Source organism: Falsiroseomonas oryzae, from assembly GCF_027856955.1.
Classification (GTDB): Bacteria; Pseudomonadota; Alphaproteobacteria; order Acetobacterales; family Acetobacteraceae; genus Falsiroseomonas; species Falsiroseomonas oryzae.
This window is the reverse complement of sequence record NZ_JAPSMD010000010.1, coordinates 24,368-45,869: the sequence shown is the minus strand read 5'-3', so window position 1 is coordinate 45,869 and position 21,502 is coordinate 24,368. Positions and strand designations below refer to the sequence as shown.

Annotated in this window: 22 protein-coding genes; 7 read left to right on the top strand and 15 right to left on the bottom strand. The window is 72.1% G+C overall.

Going from position 1 to position 21,502, the window contains the following annotated elements:
- Together OZN99_RS02890 and OZN99_RS02885 are read right to left on the bottom strand one after the other, a co-directional pair.
- A partial coding sequence (locus tag OZN99_RS02890; protein WP_270933662.1) for an MFS transporter occupies window positions 1-1,033 on the bottom strand: 1,033 nt, incomplete at its 3' end.
- A complete protein-coding gene (locus tag OZN99_RS02885) occupies window positions 1,030-1,866 on the bottom strand; it encodes an IclR family transcriptional regulator (RefSeq protein ID WP_270933661.1) in 837 nt (278 codons plus the stop codon). The genes OZN99_RS02885 and OZN99_RS02890, both read right to left, overlap by 4 nt.
- A gap of 96 nt (window positions 1,867-1,962) precedes the next feature.
- On the opposite strand from OZN99_RS02885, the gene OZN99_RS02880 reads away from it, so the two are divergent.
- The 4 genes from OZN99_RS02880 to OZN99_RS02865 are packed head-to-tail and all read left to right on the top strand — an operon-like array spanning window position 1,963 to window position 6,909.
- Window positions 1,963-3,525, top strand: a complete 1,563-nt coding sequence (locus OZN99_RS02880) for an acyl-CoA synthetase (RefSeq protein WP_270933660.1) — start codon at window positions 1,963-1,965, stop codon at window positions 3,523-3,525.
- 20 nt (window positions 3,526-3,545) lie between these two features.
- Window positions 3,546-4,700: an FAS1-like dehydratase domain-containing protein gene (locus OZN99_RS02875; RefSeq protein WP_270933659.1), complete on the top strand. Its 1,155-nt coding sequence runs from the start codon at window positions 3,546-3,548 to the stop codon at window positions 4,698-4,700.
- Window positions 4,701-4,733: 33 nt separating this feature from the next.
- On the top strand, window positions 4,734-5,696 hold the full coding sequence (locus OZN99_RS02870) for a Bug family tripartite tricarboxylate transporter substrate binding protein (protein WP_270933658.1): 963 nt from the start codon (window positions 4,734-4,736) through the stop codon (window positions 5,694-5,696).
- Between the two features lie 4 nt (window positions 5,697-5,700).
- Window positions 5,701-6,909: a CaiB/BaiF CoA transferase family protein gene (locus OZN99_RS02865; protein ID WP_270933657.1), complete on the top strand. Its 1,209-nt coding sequence runs from the start codon at window positions 5,701-5,703 to the stop codon at window positions 6,907-6,909.
- A gap of 14 nt (window positions 6,910-6,923) precedes the next feature.
- Here the strand turns inward: OZN99_RS02865 and OZN99_RS02860 are convergent, their stop codons facing one another.
- Together OZN99_RS02860 and OZN99_RS02855 are read right to left on the bottom strand one after the other, a co-directional pair.
- A complete protein-coding gene (locus OZN99_RS02860) occupies window positions 6,924-7,763 on the bottom strand; it encodes an HpcH/HpaI aldolase/citrate lyase family protein (protein WP_270933656.1) in 840 nt (279 codons plus the stop codon).
- Entirely contained in the window at window positions 7,763-9,007 is a 1,245-nt protein-coding gene (locus tag OZN99_RS02855; RefSeq protein WP_270933655.1) for a CaiB/BaiF CoA transferase family protein, read from the bottom strand. Before OZN99_RS02855 ends, OZN99_RS02860 begins: the two co-directional genes overlap by 1 nt.
- A 99-nt stretch (window positions 9,008-9,106) precedes the next feature.
- On the opposite strand from OZN99_RS02855, the gene OZN99_RS02850 reads away from it, so the two are divergent.
- Window positions 9,107-10,033 (top strand): allantoinase PuuE, encoded by a 927-nt coding sequence (locus OZN99_RS02850; RefSeq protein WP_270933654.1) that lies wholly within the window; start codon window positions 9,107-9,109, stop codon window positions 10,031-10,033.
- Between the two features lie 6 nt (window positions 10,034-10,039).
- Here the strand turns inward: OZN99_RS02850 and OZN99_RS02845 are convergent, their stop codons facing one another.
- Window positions 10,040-11,011, bottom strand: a complete 972-nt coding sequence (locus tag OZN99_RS02845; RefSeq protein WP_270933653.1) for a Bug family tripartite tricarboxylate transporter substrate binding protein — start codon at window positions 11,009-11,011, stop codon at window positions 10,040-10,042.
- Between the two features lie 77 nt (window positions 11,012-11,088).
- Between OZN99_RS02845 and OZN99_RS02840 the strand changes: the two genes are divergently transcribed.
- On the top strand, window positions 11,089-11,796 hold the full coding sequence (locus OZN99_RS02840; protein ID WP_270933652.1) for a cysteine hydrolase family protein: 708 nt from the start codon (window positions 11,089-11,091) through the stop codon (window positions 11,794-11,796).
- Window positions 11,797-11,805: 9 nt separating this feature from the next.
- On the opposite strand, the gene OZN99_RS02835 is transcribed toward OZN99_RS02840, so the two are convergent.
- From OZN99_RS02835 to OZN99_RS02810, 6 genes are read right to left on the bottom strand one after another with little or no spacing between them, the layout of a single operon-like run.
- A complete protein-coding gene (locus tag OZN99_RS02835) occupies window positions 11,806-12,804 on the bottom strand; it encodes a PdxA family dehydrogenase (RefSeq protein WP_270933651.1) in 999 nt (332 codons plus the stop codon).
- Window positions 12,801-13,127 (bottom strand): non-heme iron oxygenase ferredoxin subunit, encoded by a 327-nt coding sequence (locus OZN99_RS02830; RefSeq protein WP_270933650.1) that lies wholly within the window; start codon window positions 13,125-13,127, stop codon window positions 12,801-12,803. Before OZN99_RS02830 ends, OZN99_RS02835 begins: the two co-directional genes overlap by 4 nt.
- Window positions 13,128-13,136: 9 nt before the next feature.
- Window positions 13,137-14,129, bottom strand: a complete 993-nt coding sequence (locus OZN99_RS02825; protein WP_270933649.1) for a Bug family tripartite tricarboxylate transporter substrate binding protein — start codon at window positions 14,127-14,129, stop codon at window positions 13,137-13,139.
- A 30-nt stretch (window positions 14,130-14,159) separates the two neighbouring features.
- Window positions 14,160-15,371 (bottom strand): NAD(P)/FAD-dependent oxidoreductase, encoded by a 1,212-nt coding sequence (locus tag OZN99_RS02820; protein WP_270933648.1) that lies wholly within the window; start codon window positions 15,369-15,371, stop codon window positions 14,160-14,162.
- Window positions 15,371-15,871: a hypothetical protein gene (locus OZN99_RS02815; RefSeq protein ID WP_270933647.1), complete on the bottom strand. Its 501-nt coding sequence runs from the start codon at window positions 15,869-15,871 to the stop codon at window positions 15,371-15,373. Before OZN99_RS02815 ends, OZN99_RS02820 begins: the two co-directional genes overlap by 1 nt.
- Window positions 15,872-15,876: 5 nt before the next feature.
- Entirely contained in the window at window positions 15,877-17,163 is a 1,287-nt protein-coding gene (locus tag OZN99_RS02810; RefSeq protein ID WP_270933646.1) for an aromatic ring-hydroxylating dioxygenase subunit alpha, read from the bottom strand.
- A 150-nt stretch (window positions 17,164-17,313) separates the two neighbouring features.
- On the opposite strand from OZN99_RS02810, the gene OZN99_RS02805 reads away from it, so the two are divergent.
- On the top strand, window positions 17,314-18,309 hold the full coding sequence (locus OZN99_RS02805; protein WP_270933645.1) for a Bug family tripartite tricarboxylate transporter substrate binding protein: 996 nt from the start codon (window positions 17,314-17,316) through the stop codon (window positions 18,307-18,309).
- An 8-nt stretch (window positions 18,310-18,317) separates the two neighbouring features.
- On the opposite strand, the gene OZN99_RS02800 is transcribed toward OZN99_RS02805, so the two are convergent.
- Genes OZN99_RS02800 through OZN99_RS02785 form a run of 4 tightly spaced genes read right to left on the bottom strand, consistent with a single transcriptional unit; the run spans window position 18,318 to window position 21,245 of the window.
- Complete coding sequence (locus OZN99_RS02800; protein ID WP_270933644.1) at window positions 18,318-18,731, bottom strand: Rieske (2Fe-2S) protein; 414 nt, start codon at window positions 18,729-18,731, stop codon at window positions 18,318-18,320.
- A complete protein-coding gene (locus tag OZN99_RS02795) occupies window positions 18,728-19,834 on the bottom strand; it encodes an amidohydrolase family protein (RefSeq protein ID WP_270933643.1) in 1,107 nt (368 codons plus the stop codon). The genes OZN99_RS02800 and OZN99_RS02795 overlap by 4 nt, the downstream gene beginning before the upstream one ends.
- Complete coding sequence (locus OZN99_RS02790) at window positions 19,831-20,916, bottom strand: amidohydrolase family protein (RefSeq protein WP_270933642.1); 1,086 nt, start codon at window positions 20,914-20,916, stop codon at window positions 19,831-19,833. Before OZN99_RS02790 ends, OZN99_RS02795 begins: the two co-directional genes overlap by 4 nt.
- Window positions 20,913-21,245, bottom strand: coding sequence for a hypothetical protein (locus OZN99_RS02785; RefSeq protein ID WP_270933641.1), 333 nt, complete (start codon window positions 21,243-21,245; stop codon window positions 20,913-20,915). The genes OZN99_RS02790 and OZN99_RS02785 overlap by 4 nt, the downstream gene beginning before the upstream one ends.
- Window positions 21,246-21,502 lie beyond the last annotated feature (257 nt).

The window sequence follows — 21,502 nt, the reverse complement described above, 5'->3', positions numbered from 1 at the left end:
CGCCCGTCGCGGCGCCCGCCGCGCCAGGCGGCGCCAGCCGCGCCACCTCCGCCATGGCGATGCCGGTCCAGCCCGCCGCGCAGGCGCCGAAGCCGCACAGCAGGCCCAGCACGGCGAAGGGTGGCCAGTGCAGGGCGAAGGGCGTGGCCAGGGCCGCTGCCGCGGTGCCGAGGCCGACAGCCATCAGCACCGGCAGGCCGGCATGCAGGCGGTCGGCGAGCATGGCCCACGCCAGGCGGGAGCCAGCGCTGCTCACCTGGATGGCGGCCGCCGCGGCGCCTGCCTCGACCGGCCCCCAGCCGAACTCGCCCACCAGCATCGTCACGGCAAAGGCGCTCAGCGAGAGCTGGGTGGCGGAGAACAGAGCGCCCATGGTGGCCAGCGCGAACAGGCCCCTGCCCGCGCGCAGCGCCTGCCAGGTGCCGAGCCGCGCAGATGGCCCGCGCCCGCTGCCGCGCTCGACGTCCCATGACCGCCGCAGCGGCGAGAGGATCGCCGCGGCCAGCAGCAGCGCGATGGCGACGCCGAGCGCCGCGCCCCGCCAGCCCGCCAGCATCGCCAGGGAAGGCAGCAGCAGCCCCGCCAGGGCGCCACCCAGCGGCACGCCCATCTGCTTCACCGAGAACACCAGGTTGCGCCGCGCCGGGGTGACCAGGCGCGTCAGCACCTGGGTCGCCGCAGGCGTGGTCAGGCCGTAGCCGATGCCGAGGAGCATGGACCCCGCGGCCACGCCGGAAAGGCCGCCCAGCGCGATCATGCCGGCGCCAACGCCGCCCAGCCCCAGCGCCAGCTGCGTGGCGCCAGCCGGCCCGAGCCGCGCGAGCAACGCCCCAGCGAAGAGCGAGGTCATGGCGGCCATGCCGTAGACGAGCGCAACCTGCATGCCGATCAGTCGCGGCGCGACGCCGAGGTCGGGCGCCGCGACCGGGGCCAGCACCGGCAGCACGTAGACCGCGAGTGTCGCCAGCGCCTGCGCGCCCGTCGTGGCGAGCAAGGCCGCGCCCAGGCCGTGCAGCCAGCCCGCGATGCTCATGTATCGGCAAGGCGGCGGGAGAGGACGGCCGCCTCCGCGCGCAGCTCCTCGCCCAGCGCGGCGACGCCGATGCGCCGAAGCTGCGCGCTGACGCCGACCATGACCAGCGCGTGCGACACCCGTCCGCGCGGCATCACCGGCGCGGCGACCACCGTCACACCCGCGATGTAGCGCCCCTCGTCCACCGCGTAGCCGGCCTGCGCGGTCGCCGCGATGTCGGCGCGCCATTGCGACAGGCTCGGCGGATCCTGCCAGCGCAGGCCGGCGAAGCGCCGCTCCAGCGCGGGCCAGGGATGCCCGCCGCAGGCAGCGATGCAGCGCCCCGTCGCGCTGATCAGGGCGGGGTAGCGGCTGCCGACGTCCACCTGCAGGCGCAGCGCCTGCCCCGGCCGCGAGATTGCGACCACGACGATGTGATCGAGGCTGGCGACCTCCACGCCGATCGCCGTCGCGCCGTGACGGTGGGCCAGCGCATCGAGCACGGGCTGAGCGAGATTGCTGAAGGCGTCGTGCCGCAGCATGCCGCGGGCGAGCGCCACGACACCGCTCGCCAGTCCGTAGCGCTTGGTCGCGGGATCGAAGGCGACGAGTTCCTCGGCGACCAGCGCGCGGAGGATGTGCAGGCAGGTGCTCGGCACGATACCGAGCGCACGTGCGATCGGCTGCACGCCAAGCGGCGCCTCACTGCGCGACAGCAGCCGCAGGATCGCGGCGGCGCGCGTGACGGCGGGTACCTGTCGGATGACGGCGGCCTGGCCTGCCGCCTCGCCGGCGTCCAGACCCGCGGCTGCGCCGGCCGCAAGCTGCGAAGGCGGTCGCTGGAGCGGACGCATGTTGTCCTAATACAATCAGTAATGCCATTTGACAACAGCCAGCGATCGCGCCTTTCCTTCCACCGCGCCCGGCGGGCGTAGGAGTGGAAACGCCGCATGCCCCTGCTGACCGACAGCACGGACTACGCCTTCGCGCAGGCGCATTTCGCACCCGAGCGGCTGTGGGATTTCTTCGAGGGTGACCGATCCTCGCTGAACATCGCGCATGAGTGCATCGACCGGCACGCGGGCGATCCGACGCGGCTCGCCGTGCGCGTGGCCCATGCCGACGGGCGCGACGAGGCCCTCGGCTTCCGCCAGATCGCCGACGGCTCGTCGCGTTTCGCCCACTGGCTCGCACAGCGTGGGATAGGGCCGGGCGAACGTGTCGCCGTGATGCTCGATCCATCGCTCGCGTTCTACGTCGCGATGTTCGGCGCGATGAAGCGCGGCGCCATCGCGGTGCCACTGTTCACCCTGTTCGGGCCGGACGGCGTGCGGCTGCGGGTGGCCGACTGCGCGCCGCGCGTGCTGATCACCACGGCCGGGAAGGCAGAGACCGCCGCCGGGATCCCGGGCGTCGAGGTGGTGGTCGCGGACGATGCGTGGCAGGCGGAACTCGCCGCCCTGCCCAACTCCTGGCAGGTCGCGACGCGCGCCGACGACATGGCGCTGTTCCAGTACACCTCCGGCACCACCCGTGAGTTGCCGGCGGCGGTGAAGCACACGCACCGCGCGGTGGTGGTGCTGATGCTGGCCGCGCTCTACGGAACCGGCATCCGGCCGGGCGACGAGTTCTTCTGCCCCTCCTCGCCTGCCTGGGGGCATGGACTTGCACATGGCACGCTGGCGCCGCTCGCGCTCGGCGTGACCACCGGCACCTATGCCGGCAGGTTCGACCCGGTGCGGCTGATGCAGGCGCTGCAGGACTACGGGATCACCAACCTCTCCGCCGCCGCCACGCACTACCGCATGATGCGGACCAGCGGCGCGGCGCACCAGTTCCGCTTCGCCATCCGCAAGCTGTCCTTCACCGGAGAGCCGATCGACGCAGAGACGCTGCGCTTCATCGACGCGACCTTCGGCGTGCCGGCCTGCAGCATGTACGGCACCACGGAAGTCGGCGTGGTGCTGGTGAACTACCCGGGCGCCACCGACTTCCGCGTCAAGCCCGGCTCGCTCGGCAAGCCGGTGCCCGGCCTGCGGGTGGAGGTGCAGCGCGCGGATGGCACGCCATGCCCGCCCGGGGAGATCGGCGAGATCAAGGTGCTCCGCCGCAGCGCCTGGGTGCCCACCAAGGACCTCGGGAAGGTGGACGAGGACGGCTACTTCCACCACGCCGGCCGCGCCGACGATGTGATCATCTCGGCCGGCTGGACGATGAGCGCCGTGGAGATCGAGGACGTCCTGCTCCAGCACCCCGACGTGCGGGAGGCCGCCGCGATCGGTGTGCCGGACGCGCTGCGCGGCCAGGTGGTGAAGGCCTTCATCGTCAGCCCCCGCGCCGGCGACGCGGCCTTCGCGCGCGAGCTGCAGGAATTCACGCGCGCACGGCTCAGCCAGCACGAGTATCCGCGCCACGTCGCCTTCGCCGCCGAGCTGCCGAAGACGCCGGCCGGCAAGATCAACCGGAGAGCCCTCCGGGACGCCGAGGCCGCACGGCCCCCGGCCAACGCCTGACACGCAAGAGGAATCCCGCCTTGTCCGCAGCCATCGACGAGCCGAAGACGCGCCACTTCCCGAAGATCACCGATGCCGCGCTGGACGAGCTGCGCGCGCGCATCGGCGTGCGCATCGAGAACACGCTGGAGCCCTGGTGCCACGAGGCGACCCGCGACAACATCCGCCATTACGCGCACGGCATCGGCGACGACAACCCGCTGTGGTGCGACCCCGCCTATGCGGAGAGGAGCGCGCTGGGCGGCATCGTCGCGCTGCCAAGCTTCCTCTTCGCCACCAGCCGGATCATCTCAGGCTATGTCGGCGGGATCCCCGGCGTGCACGCCATGTGGGCCGGGGCGGACTGGACCTGGCACCGCTGGGTCCGCCGCAACGAGACGATCACCACCGAGGCGTGGCTGAAGGACCTGGTGGAGCACAGGACCAGCTTCGCCGGCCGTTCCATCCAGCAGATCTACCACGTCCGCTTCTTCGGCGACGGCGGCGAGCTGGTGGCGGAGGCGGATAGCTGGTGCTTCCGCACCGACCGCGACGCGGCGCGCGAACAGGGCACGAAGTACCGCGAGCTGAAGGCCAAGCCGCCCCGGCGCTACACCGATGCGGAGCTCGACAGGATCTGGCAGCTCTATGCCGAGGAGCGGCCGCGCGGCGCCACGCCCCGCTACTTCGAGGACGTCCAGCTCGGCGAGGCGCTGCCCACCATGCCGAAGGGCCCGATGACCGTCACCGGCTTCATCGCCTATGCGCAGGGCTGGGGCGGGCTCTACATCCGTGCGAACCGGCTGGCCTGGAAGCAGGTGCAGGCGCATCCCGGCCTCGGCATCCGCAACCGGTTCAACATCCCGGACTGCCCGGAGCGCGTGCACTGGGAGCCGGAGATGGCGCTGATGGTCGGCGCCCCGGGCGCCTACGACTACGGGCCGGAACGCTGCTCCTGGCTGACGCACCACCTGACGGACTGGATGGGCGACACCGGCTTCCTGGTCCGCGCCACGAGCAAGCTGCGGCGGCACAACCCGGAAGGCGACCTGCTCTTCATCGACGGCAAGGTCACAGCCAAGCGCGTCGAGAACGGGCGCCACCTGGTCGATGTGCAGCAGGAGGCGCGCAACCAGGACGGCGAGCTCTCGGTGGTCGGCACGGGCACCATCGCGCTACCATCCCGCGCCGGCTGACCGGCAACGAGAACAATGGGGAGGACACGGTCCATGCATCGCAGGCATCTGCTCACCCTGCCGCTCCTGGGCGCGGCGGCGCTGGCGCGGCCGGCACTCGGGCAAACCTGGCCGGCACGCCCGGTGCGCATCGTCGTGCCCTATCCGGCAGGCCAGGGCACGGACATCTTCGGCCGGCGCTTCGCGGAGTTCTATCAGCGCCAGTTCAACCAGCCCTTCGTGGTGGAGAACCGCGCCGGCGCCGGCGGCAACATCGGCACGGCCCTCGTCGCGCGGGCGGAACCCGATGGCTACACGCTGCTCTGGGGCACCAATGCCACGCACGCCGCGAACGAGTTCATGTTCGCCTCGCTCGGCTTCGACCCCGTGCGCGACTTCGCGCCGATCGCCGGTATCCTCAGCCTTGGCATGGTGCTCTACACCGGCCAGGGCGCGGAGCCGCGGTCGCTGGCGGATTTCGTCGCGGCGGCCAAGGCGCGCCCCGGCCAGGCCACGGTCGGCGTACCGAGCACCACAGCGCGCGTCGCCGCCGAGATGCTGCGCCGCGCGGCGGGCATCGAGATCCAGCAGGTGCCCTACAACGGCAGCGGCCAGGCGCTGACCGGTGCGCTGCGCGGCGACGTGCTGGCGGTGGTGGACACCATCGCGGCCTCGCTCGGCCCCATCCGCGGCAACCAGGTCAGGCCGCTCGGCGTCTCGCTGGGCAAGCGGTCGGAGTCGGTCCCGCAGGTCGCGACCTTCCGCGAGCAGGGCGTGGACGTGGAGGTCACGGCTTGGAATGCCTTCTACGCGCCGCGCGGCACGCCGGCGGAGGTCGTGCGCGTGCTGAACGCCGCGTCCAACGCGGCGCTGGCCGATGCGGAACTGCGCGGATTCGTGGTGAATGGCGGGGCCGAGCCGCTGGGCGGCACGCCGGACGACCTGGCTGCGCTGATGCGCACCGATCGCGCGAAGTGGCAGCCGGTGATCGAGGGCCTCGGGCTGCGGGCGCAGTAGCGCCGTGACGGAGCAGGCGGCCTGGCCCGGCCCGCTGGCCGGGCTGCGCGTGCTGGACCTGACCCGCGTCCTCGCAGGCCCGCTCGCGACGCAGTTCCTGGGCGACCTCGGCGCCGAGATCCTGAAGGTGGAGCCGCCGGGGACGGGCGACGAGACGCGCAGCTTCGCGCCCTTCGTGGGCGGGGAGAGCCACTATTTCGTCGGCCTCAACCGCGGCAAGCAAAGCCTGGTGCTGGACCTGCGGCAGGAGGAAGGCGCCGCGCTGCTGCGGCGGCTCGCGGCACGCGCCGACGTGCTGGTGGAGAACTTCCGTCCCGGCGTGATGGAACGCCTCGGCCTCGGCGCGGCCGGCCTGATGGAAGCCAATCCGCGGCTGATCTACTGCGCGATCAGCGGCTTCGGCCAGACCGGCCCACTGCGCGACAAGCCGTCCTTCGACATCGTCACCCAGGCGCTGACCGGCGTGCTGAGCGTGAACGGCACGGAGGGCGCGCCGCCGGTGAAGCTCGGCCTGCCGGTCGGCGACATGTCCGGCGGCATCTTCGGGGCCATCGCGATCCTGGCGGCGCTGCACGAGCGCAACGCCACGGGACGGGGCCGGGTGATCGACATCAGCCTCTACGACGGCACCATGTCGATGCTCGGCTACCTGGCGCAGCTGGCGATGCTGAACGGTCGGGATCCGACGCCGATGGGTTCACGGCACCCGTCCGTCGTGCCCTATGATGGATTTCCCGCACGCGACGGCACGATCATCATTGCCTGCCTTGCCGACCGCTTCTGGCCGAAGCTCTGCGCCGCGCTCGGCTGTCCCGAGATGGGCGCCGATCCGCGCTACGCGACGATGGCGCTGCGTCGCGAACACCGTGCCGAGATCGAGCCGCGCATCGCCGCCATCACCGCGACGCGCAGCGTGGCCGAATGGGAGGAGCGACTTGCCGCGCACGACGTGCCGCACGCGCCGGTGCTGGGCGTGACCGGCGCCCTGAACCACCCGCACGCCGCCGCGCGCGGCATGGTGGAGGAGGTCGAGCATCCCACCGCCGGCCTGCTGCGCCTGCTCGGCCGCCCGATCAAGTTCCCCGGCGCGCAGCAGGCACCACTGCAGCCACCGCCGGTGCTCGGCCAGCATGGCGAAGTGGTGCTGCGCGACGAGCTCGGCCTGGATGAGGCGGAGCTCGCGGCGCTGCGGGCGAAGGGCGTGGTGGGCTGAGACCGCGCCGCGGCTCAAGCCCCGCCGGACTGGGCCAGGATGCGCCGAGCGCGGATCAGGATCGGCTCGTCCACCATGCGGCCATCCACGGTGAAGCTGCCGCGCCCTTCCCGCGCTGCCTCCGCCGCCGCCGCGAGCTGGCGGCGCGCCAGATCCACCTCCTCCGCGGTCGGCGAGAAGCCCTCGTTCAGGATCGGCACCAGCGCGGGGTGGATGCAGGTGGCGCCGAGGAAGCCAGAGCGCCGGGAGCGCGCGACCAGGGCGCGCACTTTCTCGGCGTCGCGGTAGTCGGCGACGGTCCCGAGCGTGCCGAAGGGCGCGACACCGGCCGCATAGGCCGCCAGCACCATCTGCCGCTTGGCCAGCACGATCAGCTCGTCGTCGGAGGCGGCGTTGCACTCGAGCGCCAGGTCCTCCGCCCCGATGAGCAGGCCCGCGACCAAGGGCGAGGCGCGTGCGATCTCCGACAGCTTCGGCACCGCGGCGGCAGTCTCCACCATCGGCACGATGCGCATGGGGCGCGGCGCCTCCGCCAGGATCTCGGCCGCGAGCGCGACGTGGTCCGGACCCATCGCCTTGGTCAGCAGGATGCCATCCGCGCCCGCGGCAACCGCCGCCTCGATATCGGGCACGGCAAGCCGCAGCGGGCGGTTGACGCGCACCAGCACAGCCGCGCCGCCGGAGCGTGCCATCGGCACGGCGTCGGCCAGCGCGGCGCGGGCCTCCGCCTTGCGGTCGTGCGGCACCGAATCCTCGACATCCAGCACCACGGCATCCGCGCCGGCCGTCGGCGCCTTCGCGACGAAGCGCGGCACGTTGGCCGGCACGTAGAGCATGGACCGCCAGACACGCATCACGCCGCGTCCCCACCCAGTATCACCCCGGCCTGCTGCAACCGCGCGAAGGTCTCCGCGCCGAGCAGCGGCCGCAGGATCTCGGCATTGTGCTCGCCCAGCCTCGGCGCCGGGTTGCGCAGGATGCCGGGCGTGGCGGAGAGACGCGGCACCTCGCCATGCATGGGCAGCACGCCGCCGGGCATCTCCGCGTCCGGCACCTCGATCAGCGCCTCCCGTCCGGCGACATAGGCGTCGCCGTCCAGGCCGCGCACATCCATGATCGGGCCGATGGTCACGCCGTCGCGGTCGAACTGCGCCAACGCCTCGTCCAGCGTCATGCGCGCGATCGCGTCGCGCACCACGCCATCGATCTCCTCGATGTGCTGCAGCCGGTCCGGGTTGGTGCGGAAGCGCGGATCCTCCGCCAGTTCGGGCCGGCCGATGCTGCGCATCAGCCGGACGAACACCGCCTGGGTGGAGGTGGACAGGCCCACCCAGCCGCCATCCTTCGTGCGATAGGCGTTGCGCGGCGCGGTGTTCGTGCTGCGGCTGCCGGTGCGCGGCTTGACCTGGCGCGTCAGGCGCCAGTTCGCCATCTGCGGCTCCAGCACGGCGAAGAGCGGCTCGAACAGCGAGAGGTCCACCACCTGCCCCTGCCCGGTTGTCTCCGCATGGCGCAGCGCGATCATCGCGGCGGAGGCGCCGTACAGGCCGGCATAGGCATCCGCCATGAACATCGGCGGCAGCACCGGCTCGCGGTCGGCGAAGCCGTTCAGCGCGGCGAAACCGGCATAGCCTTCCACCAGCGTGCCGAAGCCAGGCTTGTGGCTGAACGGCCCGGTCTGCCCCCAGCCGGAGACGCGCACAATGACGAGGCGCGGATTGGCCGCGAGCAGCGCATCCGGCGAAAGGCCCATCTCCTCGAGCACGCCGGGGCGGAAGCTTTCCACGAACAGCGCGGCGTCGGCCGCCAGCCGCCGCACCACCTCCACGCCCGCTGCGGCGCGCAGGTCGAGGCAGATGCTGCGCTTGTTGCGGCACCAGGTCTTCCAGCTGGTCTCGACGCCCTTCACCTTCCAGGCGCGCAGGCTGTCGCCGGCGGGAGGCTCCACCTTCACCACCTCCGCCCCGTGATCGGCGAGTACCTTGGTCAGCATGTTGCCGGCGACGAGGCGGGAGAGGTCCACCACCCGCAGCCCGTCCAGTGCGCCGCGCGCAGCGGGGTCGAAGTCGCGCCGCCGAAGACCCGCGCGGTCCGCCATGCCGTCCTGTCCTCCCGCGGCCGCGCCTTGCATGAAGGGCGGCCGGCGGGGAAAGCTATGGGCACCGCCCTAAGGGGTCAATCTGCGGAGGAGACGGCGATGGCGTGGGAGGTGCCGCGCGATTTCATCGGCTACGGGGCGAACCCGCCCGATCCGTGCTGGCCGGGCGGCGCGCATGTCGCCGTCAACTTCGTGCTCAACTACGAGGAAGGTTCCGAGCCCTCGGTGCAGGATGGCGAGGGGTTCAGCGAGACCAACCTGAGCGAGGCGCATGGCCGCAACCAGATCCCGCGCGGCCGCGACCTGGCGGCGGAGAGCCTGTTCGAGTTCGGCAGCCGCGTCGGCGCCTGGCGCGTGCTGCGCATCTTCGAGCAGCGCGGCCTGCCGATGACGATCTTCGCCTGCGCGCTGGCGCTGGAGCGCAACCCGGAGATGGCCGAGGCGGTCCGCGAATCCGGCCACGACGTCTGCTCGCATGGGTGGCGCTGGGTGAAGCATTTCGAACTGGACGAGGCGGAGGAGCGCGAGCATATCGCGCGCGCCGTGCAGTCCCTGAAGCGCACGCTCGGCCGCCGGCCGGATGGCTGGTACTGCCGCTACGGCCCGAGCGTGAACACGCGCCGCCTGGTCGTCGAGCATGGCGGCTTTCTCTACGACAGCGACTACTACGGCGACGAGTTGCCGTTCTGGACCACGGTGGAGGGCCAGCCGCACCTGGTGGTGCCCTACACGCAGACGGTGAACGACTCGAAATACTTCGCGGGCGTCGCCAACAGCGACCAGTGGTTCGCCTTCTGCCGCGACCATTTCGACCTGCTGTGGGAGGAAGGCGCCGCGGACCGGCCGACCATGATGTCGATCGGCCTGCATCCGCGCATCACCGGCCAGCCGGCGCGCGCATTGGGGCTGATCCGCCTGCTGGACCACATGCAGGCCAAGGGCAAGGTGTGGTTCGCGCGCCGCGCGGAGATCGCCCGGCACTGGATCGCGACCCACCCCTACCCCGGCAAGGGGCTGAACGAGTAGGCGAGCTCAGTCCGGCCGGATCTGCGCGTCGCGGATCACCTGCGTCCAGCGCGCGCGGTCGCGCTCGATCCGCGCGCCGAACTCGGCCGGCGTCATCGCCAGCGGATCGGCGCCCTGGCCGGAAAGCCGCGCGGCGAGCGCCGGGCGCTGGATCAGCTCGTTCACCACGGCGTTCACGCGCTCGACGATTGGCGCCGGCACGCCGGCCGGCGCGGCGATGCCGTACCAGCCCACCGCCTCGTAGCCGGGCACGCCGGATTCCGCGACCGTCGGCACCTCCGGCACCGCGGGATGACGCTGCGCCGTGGTGACGGCGACGGCGCGCACGCGGCCTTCGCGGATATGCGGCAGCGCCAGCGGCAGCGTGTCGCACAGGATCTGCACGCGGCCCGCGATGGTGTCCGTCATCGCCGGGCCGCCGCCGCGATAGGGCACGTGCTGGATGTCGAGATTCGCCATCTGCTTCAGCAGCTCCCCGAACAGGTGCTGCGCCGTGCCGTTGCCGCCGGAGGCATAGGAGAGCTGGCCCGGGCGCTGCCGCGCCAGCGCGATCAGCTCCGCCATGTTCTGCGCCGGCACGGCCGGGTTCACCACGAAGATCGAGGGCACGATCGCCACCATCGCCACCGGCGCCAGGTCGCGCGACGGGTCGATGTTCAGGCGGAACAGGCCGGGATTGATGGCGAACGGGCCTGTGGAGGCGAGGACGAAGGTGTAGCCGTCCGGCGTGCTGCGCGCCGCAGCCTCCGTCCCGACCGCGCCGCCGACGCCGGTGCGGTTCTCGACGAAGACGGTCTGCCGCAGCGCGGTGGTGAGTTCCTCCGCCATGATGCGGGCCGTGAGGTCGGCCGCACCGCCGGGCGGGAAGGGTGAGATCAGGCGGATCTGGCGGTTCGGCCAGTCGCCGGTGCCCTGCGCCAGGGCGGGCCGCGCCAGCACCAGGGCCGCCGCACCCAGCATGCCACGTCGCGTCGTCATCGCGTGCCTCCCGCCCTTGACGTCCGGGCCGCGAGGCTAGGCAATGCGAGGCCGCGGGGTCAACGAAAGGACAGGTCGTGACCGAACGTCCATGGGACGCCTTCCTCACCGAGGCCGATCACGCCGTGCTGGCGAAGGGGCGATTCGGACGTCGCATGGGATTCGGTCGGCGTCCGGCCGTGCTGGTGATCGACGCGCAGCGCTACATGGTCGGCGCCGAGGGCGAGGATGCCGCCTGGCCGTCATCCTGCGGCGCCATCGGGCGCGCGGCGCTGGCCGAGATCGTGCGCCTGACGCGCGCTGCACAGGCCGCTGCCGTGCCGTGCTTCTTCACGCGCTTCGAGCTGGATCCGGATGGACGCGACATCGGCATCTATGCCCGCAAGCGCGACCTCCTGCAGAGCCAGCATTGGTGCCTGACCGGCACCCCCGGCGCGGAACTCGCGCCGGAGCTTACGCCCCACGCGCGCGACATCGTCCTGGTCAAGAAGAAGCCCTCGGCGTTCCACGGCACGCCCCTGCTTGGCTATCTGCTGGACCGCGGCGTGGACACGGTGATCGTCACCGGCGGCGCCACCAGCAACTGCGTGCAGGCCACGGTGTTCGACGCCGCGTCCTACAACCTGCGCGCCATCGTGCCGCAGGAAGCGGTGTTCGACCGCATTCCGCTGAGCCACGCCGTCGCGCTGTTCGACATGGACCGCCAGTTCGCCGACGTGCTGCCCAGCACGGAGGTCCTGTCCTGGCTGGCGACGCTGCGCGACGGCGTGGCGCCGGGCGCGTAGCCACCAAGTCTAGCGCAGCAGTCCCGTCTCCGCCCCGCAGAGTCGCCGCGCCGCCTCGATCATCGCCGTCGGATCCGCCTTCCCCTGGCCGACGATGTCGTGGCCCGAACCGTGCGCGACCGAGGAGAACAGGATCGGGCTGCCGATGGAGAGGCCCGCCGTGCGATGCGCCGCCACCATCTTCGCGGCGATGTGTCCCTGGTCGTGCAGCATGACGACGAAGGCGTCGTAGCCCGCCTTGTGGAACATGGTGTCCGCGCCGAAGGGACCGTCCACCTGCACGCCCGCGGCCCGCGCATCGTCGATGGCGGGGGTCGTGACCGTGAGGTCCTCCTCGCCGAACAGCCCGCCCTCCCCCGCATGCGGGTTGAGGCCGCCGACGGCGATACGCGGATGCGCAATCCCCAGCCGGCGCAGCGCGACGTCGGTCGAGGTGATCGCGCGCGCGATGCGTTGGCGGGTCAGCAGCCGCAACGCCTGGGCGACGGAGACGTGCAGCGTGACATGCACGATGCGCGTCCTGTCGAAGCACAGCATCAGGAAGACGTCCTCGGGGGGCAGGCCGGTCTGCTGCGCGACGAAGCCGGGATAGCCGTCGAAGGCGATGCCCGCGGCAGCGATCGCGGTCTGGTTCATCGGCGCCGCGAGCACCGCATGCGCTTCCCCCGCCTGCGCCGCGCGGATGGCGGCGGCGCAGGCGGCCAGCGCGGCGCGACCATTCCCGGGGGTGACGCTGCCGGGCACGAGTTCGCCCGGCGCGAAGGCCGGAACCTCCAGCAGGTCCACGCAGCCAGGCACCGGCGCGGCGTCGCGTGGCGACATCACGGGGCGCAGCGCGACATCCGGCGCGAAACTGCCGGCCGCAAGTGCGACCGCCTGCCGATCGCCCACCAGCACGGGGCGGCAGAAGCGCCTCACCTCCTCCGACAGCGCGGTCTTCAGCGCGATCTCCGGCCCGATGCCGGCAGGATCGCCCAGCGCGATCGCCAGGGCGGGCAGGCCGGTCACGACGTCTTCCGGCCCGCGGCGGGATCGATGCAGACCTGTCCGTCCCGCACCGTCACGTCCCACACGGTCAGCGGCTCCGTGCAGGGGGGCGCTGTCGGCTGGCCGGTGCGGATGTCGAAGCGGCCCTGGTGGAAGTCGCACTCGATCTCGTCGCCCTCCACGAAGCCTTCGCCCAGATTTCCCGGCCCATGCGTGCAGAGGTTCTGCGTCACGAAGAACACGCCGCCCAGGTTGTAGACGGCGTAGTCGAAGCCCCCGGCCTCGATCCGGCGGGCTTCGCCTTCAGGCACGTGGTCGGTCGCGCAGAGCGCCAGCAGCGTCATGGATCGGTCCTATTCGGCGGAAAGTCCGGCGGCGCGCGCAACCGGCGCCCAGCGCGCGATCTCGCTCTCGACGAAGCGCGTGAAGGCCGGCGCGGAGTAGTCGCCGGACTCGAAGGAGTCGGCTGCCAGGCGCTCGCGCATGCGCGGGCCGGCCATGATGCGCACGACTTCCCGGTTCAGCGTGGTGACGATGGGCTCGGGCAGGCCGGCAGGGCCGGAGAGGCCGAACCAGGTGATGCCGACCAGGTCGGGGAACCCCTGCTCGGCGAAGGTCGGCACATCGGGCACCACCGCGGTGCGTCGCGGCGTGGTGACCGCCAGCGCCCGCAACTGGCCGGCGCGGATCCCGGCCAGCGACGATGCCAGCGTGATGGAGGCGGCAGGCAGGTTGCCGGCGATCAGGTCGGCGACGGCGCCGCCTGCACCGCGATACGGCACGTGTTCCAAGGGCAGGCCGCTGGCGCGTGCGAAGGCCACGCCGAACAGATGGCCATGCGTGCCGGCGCCGGGCGAGCCGTAGCTCATCGGTCGTCCCGCGCGGACCAGGGCGATGAACTCAGCGAGGTTGTGCACCGGCAGCTGAGCGCCCACGACCAGGATGGTGGGCGGCCCGCCGAGGAAGGCGACATGGGTGAAGTCGCGCAGCGGGTCGAAGCCTGCGTTCGGGTTGACCACCGGTGCGACCACATGGCTGGCGATGCCGGAGATGACGAAGGTGTAGCCGTCCGGCGCGGCGCGCGCGACCTGCTGGCTGCCCACCACGCCGCCGGCGCCGGCACGGTTCTCCACCACGAAGGACTGGCCGAGCGTGGTCGTCAGTTCCTGCGCCACCAGCCGGCCGAGCGTGTCCGCACTGCCGCCCGGCACGAAAGGTGCGATGACGCGTACCGTGCGGTTCGGCCAAGCGCCCGTCTGGGCAAGGGCTGGCCGCGCCAGCAGCGCGCCGCCACCCACCGCGAACAGGGCGCGCCGTGTCGGACGGTACGGTCTGCGCTGCGTCATGCCTGCGCCCTCCCTTCGTGCCACCCGCATCTAGCGCAGCAGCGCGCGCAGGTCTGCCCCGGCATCCGCAAGCCGGGCCGGATCGGGCCGGGCGCGGGCGGCGATCAGCCGGCGCGCCACCGCCATGGCGCGCGTATCGCCGAGCGTCGCGGCACCGACCACCGCGCCCTCCGCGTCCAGATGGAAGGCGACGGGCCTCGGGCCGTCCGCGTCGCGCAGCACCTCGTGCTGGCCGCGCCCTGGCAGGCCTTCCACCAGGAAGCGCTCGCCATGCTGGTCGGACCAGAAGCCAGGGACCTCGTCATAGGCGGCGGCCGTCGCGCCCAGCAGGGCCGCCGCGACCGCGCGCGGGTGCGAATCGGCGTGACGCCAGCTCTCCTGGCGGATGTCGGCGATGCCGAAGCGCGCCAGGGGATGCCGGGCAACCTCGCCCACCGCCAGCACGCTCGGGTCGGCCGTGCGGCCATGCCCATCGACCAGGATGCCATCCCGGGTGGGAAGCCCGGACGCGGCTGCGACCTCGTCATTCGCCACGGCGCCGATGCCGACCAGCACGAGATCCGCTTCCACCCGGGTGCCGTCCGACAGCGTCGCGACACGGCCCTCCACACGCGCCAGCCGCGCGCCGAGATGCACGGCGACGCCCCGCGCACGATGCATGGCCAGTAGCCGGTCGGCGAAGAAGGGTGAGGCGCAACGCGACATGAGGCGCGGCGCGGCCTCGACCACCACCGCGGATGCCCCGCGCGCGGTCGCGCTTGCCGCCACTTCGAGCCCGATCACGCCGCCGCCGAGCAGCAGAACGGTGCGACCGGGGCCGAGATGCCCGCGCAGGGCGCGCGCATCGGCAAGGCTCCGCAAGGCGAGCACCGGCACGGTGGTGCCCGGCAGTGCCAACTGCCGCGCCCGCGAACCGGTGGCGAGCACCAGCGTGTCGTAGCCCAGCGCGCCCCCGTCGCTCAGCACGACGCGCCGCGCCGCGCGGTCCAGCCCGGTGGCACGCAGCCCCGTCATGAGCTCGACGTCGAGCGAACGCCAATGCGGCTCTCCGCCTCCAAGACGGGCCGCGACCTCCGCCGAAGCGTCCGCCAGCACCTCCTTCGACAGGGGCGGGCGCTCATAGGGCGGCTCGGGCTCGTCCCCGACGAGCAGGATGCGCGCATCGCTGCCGCGCTGGCGCAGCGCCTCCGCCATGCGGCCGCCGGCCTGGCCTGCCCCGATGATCACCACGGTGCGGCGCATCAGGCGCGCAATGCCTCCAGCATCGCCGCCGCGTAGTCGGGATCCTGCGCGCGGACGAGCATGGCGACATGCGGCCGCAGCGCGGCAAGGCTCCGTGACAGGGCGGAAGCGCCTGGCTCGCTGGCGACCACCACGCCGATCACCGTGACGCGCCGCGCGGCCGCGGCTTCAGCAATCGCCGGCAGAGCCGCCCCCTCGGTGCCGGCGGGCCCGGTCAGCAGCACGACCAGGTCGGCGGCCTCCACCACCTCCACCAGACGCTGCGTGCAGCCCGCGAGATCGGCCAGGAAGCCTTCCAGACGGCTCGCTTGCGCAGGCGCGAAGTCGCGCGCATGCCAGAAGGCCGCGCCGCGCCACGCGCGTGCCGCGAGATCGGCGGCGGCGTCCGCACCCGGGCCATCGAGCGCCACCACCACCACGCTGCGCGGCACGGAGTTCGGCGCCTGGACGCGGAACCGCGCCTCGGCGGCCGTGCTGGCGCGCGCGCTCTCGGAGGGCATCGTGGTCAGACGGTGCTGTGGTGCAGGCCGGGACGGACGCTGAGATCCTCCTTCGCGGCCTCGCCGAAGGCCTGGTCTGGCGGCAGGATCACGGCGGCGGAGCGCACGCGCTGATGCGCGGGATCGCGGCCTGGCGGCAGCACCCCCTTCTCAGCCAGCACCTTCGCCGCGCGCATCAGCCGGTGGCGGGCCATGATGATGCCGTTGTCGGTGGAGACCAGGTTCTCCTTCCGGCGGTCCACGATGGGGCCCATGCTTTCCTGCAGGGAGGCATCCTGCATGGCGATGCCCGCAACGCCGGAATAGGTCTCGCCGCGCTTCTGTGCCGCGCGGTCGATCAGGTAGTCGTTGTCCTTGTTGGCCAGCGGCCGATAGGTGCCGGGCACGTAGCGCACATGGATGCCGTGGCCGTCCTTCATGGCCTGGCGCTCCTCGGCGGTCAGCGCGCGGACGGGGTGGTAGTCGAAGCTCCAGGCCCAGCAATTCTCGTCGTCGATGGGAATCCAGAAATGGCCGTGCACGGGGTGGTCGCCGCGCGGCGGCACCATGGTGAAGGACGGCATCACCCAGGGCGTGATGCGCCAGTAGTAGCGGCCCTCCTCCGCGTTGCGCCGGGCACCGATGAACAGGCCGCCCGGCGCCTCCACCACCTCGAAGACGGGCTTCGCATCCTTCAGGTTGTACTGGTTGCCCTTCGCGCCCCTGAACAGCGGGTCGGAGGACAGCGCCCCGCGGTGCAGCCAGGAGACGTGGGAACTGTCGATCCCGCCCTCCATCGCCTGCAGCCAGTTGCATTCCTGCAGGCGCTTGGAGGTGAAGGTCTGCTCCGGCGGAACAAGCGCGAATTCCCATTCCGGCTCGGGCGGCGTCGTCTCCTTCGGGCCCATGTAGGTCCAGAGGATGTCGCCACGCCGGATGAGCGGATAGGACGCCAGCCTGATCTTCCGGCAGAAGCCGTTCTCGTCCGGCTCGGACGGCACCTCGGTGCATTGGCCCGTCACATCGTATTTCCAGCCGTGATAGGGGCAGCGGATGCCGCCTTCCTCCACGCGGCCGAACCATAGCGAGACGCCGCGATGGGCGCAGAACTCGTCGATCAGCCCGAGCCGCCCGGCGCTGTCGCGCACTGCGAGCAGGCGTTCGCCGAGCAGCTTCACGCGGACCGGCGGGCAGTCGTCCTCCGGAAGTTCCTCGGCCAGCAGGGCGGGGATCCAGTAGCTGCGGAACAGCTGCCCCATCGGCGTGCCGGGGCCGGTCCGGGTCAGCAGCTCGTTCTGCTCCTGGCGCAGCATCTGTGGACGAACCTCCTCGGCGGCCGAACACGGCGCAAGACGTTGCGCGGAAGCTGCGGAGGGGGACTGGCGGTGTCAAGCGCCGGGCGGCAGGAAGCCTGTTGCGCGCCGCGGCGTCCTGCGGTTCCGTTGCGGCAGGAGGAAACCACCATGACCGACCAAGAGACCGGCAGCCGCGCCGGCATCGGCCGCCGCGCCGCGCTCGCCCTGCCCGGCCTATTGCTGGCGGGCGGCGCGTCGGCGCAGGCGAACTGGCCGGAAGGCCCCGTCCGCGTCATCTCCGCCGGCACGCCCGGGGGCTCCACCGACGTGATGGGCCGGCTGGTCGCCGACGCGCTGGCGGCCCGGCTCGGTCGCCCCTTCCCGGTGGAGGCGCGGCCGGGGGCGGAGGGCGTCATCGCCATCCAGGCCTTCGTGCAGGCGCCACCCGGCAGCGCGCTGTTCCTGACCCATGCGGGCGCGATCACGACGACGCCGCTGGTCATGCAGAACCTGACCTACGACACCTGGACGGACCTGGTGCCGATCGCGCCGATCGCCACGGACTTCCTGGCCTATGCAGTGAACAGCCGCTTCCCGGCCACCACCATGGCCGAACTGTTCGAGCGCGTGCGCGCCAATCCCGGTCGGCATACCTGGTGTTCCGCGCCGGGCGCGACCTATCTGCTGACCAACGCGGAACTGCGCCGCAGCGGGCTCGACATGAGCTTCGTCAACTACCGCACGACGACCGCAGCCACGACCGATACCGCGGAGGGCCGCGTGGACATGGCGGTGATGCCCCTAACCACCAACCTGCTGCCCTTCGTGCGGGAGGGGAAGCTGCGCGTGCTGGCGGTGACCAATGCCGTGCGCTCGCCCGCCGCGCCCGAAACGCCGACCGTGGCGCAGGCCGGCTTCCCCGGCCTGGAGGTGGAGGGATTCCCCGGCTTCTGCGGCTGGAAGGGCATGCCCGACGCGCTGCGCAGCCGGATCTCCGGGCTGATCCAGGAGATCATCCAGGAGCCGGCGATCCGGCAGCGCCTGGCCGATTTCGGCATGATCCCGCGCCCGTCCACGCCGGAACGCTTCGCGGCCGACCTGCGCAGCTTGCACGACCGGCTGGCCGAGATCGCTCGCACCTATGGGGCGCGCCCGCCGGCATAGGCACGCCGCTACATCTCGATGACGAGGTAGTCCTGCTCGACGGAGACCGGAAAGGTCTCCGCGACATAGGGGCCCTTGGCCAGGCGCTCGCCCGGTTCCACCGCCACGGCGAATTTCCGCACCCAGGTATTCGCCGGGTCGCAGTACGACTGGCCCGTGCGGATGTCGAACTCCCAGCCATGCCAGGGGCAGCGCAGCAGCTCGCCCTGGCGCGACATGCGGTAGGTGCCGGGCTCGTCGGATTCCACCAGGCTGACGACCTGCCCCTTGCAGAGCGGCGCGCCCTCATGCGGGCAGCGGTTGAACAGCGCGAAGAACTCGCCCTTCACGTTGAACACCGCGATCTCGCGCCCCTTCACGGTGACGAGCTTCGAGCTGCCGGGCGCAATCTCGTCCACCGTGGCGACGATGTGGCGGCTCATGGCAGGCGGTAGAGGGCGCGGGCGTTGCCACCGAAGATCGCGGCGCGCTGCGCCTCGGTCAGCTTCGTGCGGAAGGCATAGCGCGGATCGTCGAAATCCCAGTGCGGGTAGTCGGTGGAGAACATGATCCGCTCGTGCCCGATCCAGTCGATGATCTCGCCGAGATGCGCGGGATCGTCGGGCTCCTCGATCGGCTGGGTGGTGTAGTAGACGTGGTCGCGCACGTATTCGGATGGCGGCCGGGGCACCTGCGGAACCTCCGCGCGCATTAGTCGCCAGGCGCGGTCCATCCGCCAGCACAGCGCCGGCGACCAGGCGAAGCCGCCCTCGATCAGCACGATGCGCAGCTCCGGCAGGCGTTCGAACACGCCTTCGAAGACGAAGCTGGACACCACCGCCTGCATCCCCGGCATGTTGGAGTGGTGCTCTTGCAGGTAGTAGGTCGGCATGCCGGCGCCGGTGGTGGGGTGGCCGGGCACGCCGCCGACATGCAGGCCCACCGGGAAGCCGTGATGCACCGCGGCCTCGTAGATCGACCAGTAGCGGCGCCGTCCCGGCGGCTCCAGCGCGCGCGGCGGGAAGTTCACCTGCGCAAAGCCGCCGGTGCGGGCACAGCGCTCGATCTCCTTCACCGCGGCGGCCGGATCCTCCTGCGGGATCATGATGCCGCCATGCAGCCGCGGTTCCGGCTTCACCCAGCATTCGCGCTGCCAGTCATTCGCCGCGGCGCAGAGCGCGGCGGCGAAGTCCAGGTTGCGCTCGTCGCACCCGGTCGGGCGCAACAGCATCAGCAGGCCATGCGCGATGCCATGCGCGTCCAGGTGGTGGGAGCGCAGGAAGTCGAGGTCCGAGCCCGGCGGCCCGCCCCCCGGCGGCCAGGCATCCGCCCGCGAGACGGCCGGCTGGAAGCGCGGATGCTGCAGCGTGTAGGCCAGGCCCTGGTGGTTGTTCGGGCCGAACTGCTGCGCGTGCTCCACCCAGCGCCGTTCCATGAAGGGGAACAGCTCCGCCTCCGACTTCAGGTTCGGATGGATGTCGCAATCGACGAGAGAGAGCTTCGGCTTCGCGGCCACCGCGCTGCGCTCCAGCGTGTTCGTGCTCATCGCGCTGCCTCCGTGGCGCGAGCCGCGGGCAGCGACAGGCGCGGATAGGTCTCGGCGGGATTGTCCAGCAGCATCCGGCGCGCCAGCGCGTCCGGCACGCCGTCCGGGATCGGGTCGGGCCGGTCGTCGTGCCAGTGCGGCCAGTCCGAGGAGAACAGCAGCATGCGCTCGGCGCCGATGTGATCCAGGGTCCGCGCCAGCACCTGCGGGTCGTCCGGCGCATCCACCGGCTGCAGCGTGACACGAACGCGGTCGCGGATGATGTCGCCAGGCGGCTGCTTGACCCAGGGCACCTCCGCCCGCAGCCCACGCCAGATCTTGTTCATCCGCCAGATGAAGGTGGGCAGCCAGGTCAGCCCGCTCTCCAGCAGCACCACCTTCAGGGCGGCGAATTTCTGGAACGCGCCCTCCGCGATGAGGCTGGCCAGTTGCGCGTCGAAGGCCTGCGCCTGCAGCACGTGGTCCTCCACATGGAAGGATGGCCAACCCGTTGCCGAGGGCGCGTGGCGAAACAGGCTGCCGGCATGGATGGCCAGCGGCAGGCCGTGCCGCTCCGCCGCGGCCCAGACCGGCCAGTAGTGCCGCCGGCCGAGCGGCTGGTCCACCATGGCCAGCGCAAGCACCTGCACGAAGCGCTGGTCCGCGGCACGGCGCTCGATCTCCGCCACGGCGAGTTCCACGTTCTGCAGCGGCAGCAGGATGGAGCCGCGCAGCCGCGGCTCCCGGTCCAGCCATTCGGCGGCGACCCAGTCGTTCACCGCCCGGCACAGCGCGGCGGCCATGTCCTCGGTGTGCAGCGCGATCGCGCCGTGCAGCGCGTGGCAGATCGCGGTCCGGAGTTGCAGCGGGTCCAGCAGCCGGGCGCGCAGCGTGTCGAGTTCGCCGCCATTCCCCCGGCTGTCCGGCCGCGCCGCGATGGGCAGGCGGGGGCGAGCGCTCGCGAGCGTGAAATCGACGCGGTCCAGCCCGCGATTCACCATCTGCTCGCGCCAATAGGCATCGAGATGCGGCAGCAGGGCGCGCATGGAAGGCGGCGCGATGTGGACGTCGCAGTCGATGCCGCCCGCCAGCGGAAGTCTCATCCCGTGCCCTCCCCGCGCTGCGGCAATGCTAGCGCCGCCCTGCCCGAGCGGCCAGCCGAGCGGCGCGCGGCGTGCGGTGGCCTGTCGGGCTCCGGCTCGGGCCCGGCGGCGCGGGTGACCAGCAGCAGCACGGCGGCGCGCGTCGGCACGTCGAGCCGGCGATACTGGCGCAGCAGTGCCTCCTCGTCCGGCGCCGGCAGGCCCAATTCGCCCTGCGGATCCTGCAGCATGTCGGCAGGGATCAGGTCGCCGGGCTCGAGGCCGAGCAGGAACTCCTCCCCCACATCGAGCGCGACCGCCAGGCGGCGCAGGGCCGCGCCACGGGGCAAGGGGCCCTCGCCCCGAGCCAGCGCGGCGACGCTGCCCTGTGGCAGCCCGGCCAGCCGGTCGGCCTCTTCGGCGGATAGCCCCAGCCGTTCGAGGCGGCTATCGATGCGAGCAGCGATCTCAACGGTTGCGTGCAGCGTGGCGTCTCCGCGAAGCGGCGGGGCGTGGCCCCGGGTGCCCCGATCCTGCCCGATGCGCAGCCGGGCCGCATCTGGAACGCCGCCCTTGGCTGCGGGTTGGTGGCGCTGCACGGCCGGCG

Bases quoted from the DNA above. Each gene is read 5' to 3' on its own strand.
- OZN99_RS02880 (WP_270933660.1), top strand. From the start codon at position 1,963: ATGCCCCTGCTGACCGACAGCACGGACTACGCCTTCGCGCAGGCGCAT.
- OZN99_RS02870 (WP_270933658.1), top strand. From the start codon at position 4,734: ATGCATCGCAGGCATCTGCTCACCCTGCCGCTCCTGGGCGCGGCGGCG.
- OZN99_RS02790 (WP_270933642.1), bottom strand. From the start codon at position 20,916: ATGAGACTTCCGCTGGCGGGCGGCATCGACTGCGACGTCCACATCGCG.
- OZN99_RS02815 (WP_270933647.1), bottom strand. From the start codon at position 15,871: ATGCCCTCCGAGAGCGCGCGCGCCAGCACGGCCGCCGAGGCGCGGTTC.
- OZN99_RS02800 (WP_270933644.1), bottom strand. From the start codon at position 18,731: ATGAGCCGCCACATCGTCGCCACGGTGGACGAGATTGCGCCCGGCAGC.
- OZN99_RS02830 (WP_270933650.1), bottom strand. From the start codon at position 13,127: ATGACGCTGCTGGCGCTCTGCGCGACCGACCACGTGCCTGAAGGCGAA.
- OZN99_RS02820 (WP_270933648.1), bottom strand. From the start codon at position 15,371: ATGCGCCGCACCGTGGTGATCATCGGGGCAGGCCAGGCCGGCGGCCGC.
- OZN99_RS02825 (WP_270933649.1), bottom strand. From the start codon at position 14,129: ATGACGCAGCGCAGACCGTACCGTCCGACACGGCGCGCCCTGTTCGCG.
- OZN99_RS02845 (WP_270933653.1), bottom strand. From the start codon at position 11,011: ATGACGACGCGACGTGGCATGCTGGGTGCGGCGGCCCTGGTGCTGGCG.
- OZN99_RS02810 (WP_270933646.1), bottom strand. From the start codon at position 17,163: ATGCTGCGCCAGGAGCAGAACGAGCTGCTGACCCGGACCGGCCCCGGC.
- OZN99_RS02860 (WP_270933656.1), bottom strand. From the start codon at position 7,763: ATGCGTGTCTGGCGGTCCATGCTCTACGTGCCGGCCAACGTGCCGCGC.
- OZN99_RS02885 (WP_270933661.1), bottom strand. From the start codon at position 1,866: ATGCGTCCGCTCCAGCGACCGCCTTCGCAGCTTGCGGCCGGCGCAGCC.
- OZN99_RS02805 (WP_270933645.1), top strand. From the start codon at position 17,314: ATGACCGACCAAGAGACCGGCAGCCGCGCCGGCATCGGCCGCCGCGCC.
- OZN99_RS02855 (WP_270933655.1), bottom strand. From the start codon at position 9,007: ATGGCGGACCGCGCGGGTCTTCGGCGGCGCGACTTCGACCCCGCTGCG.
- OZN99_RS02850 (WP_270933654.1), top strand. From the start codon at position 9,107: ATGGCGTGGGAGGTGCCGCGCGATTTCATCGGCTACGGGGCGAACCCG.
- OZN99_RS02795 (WP_270933643.1), bottom strand. From the start codon at position 19,834: ATGAGCACGAACACGCTGGAGCGCAGCGCGGTGGCCGCGAAGCCGAAG.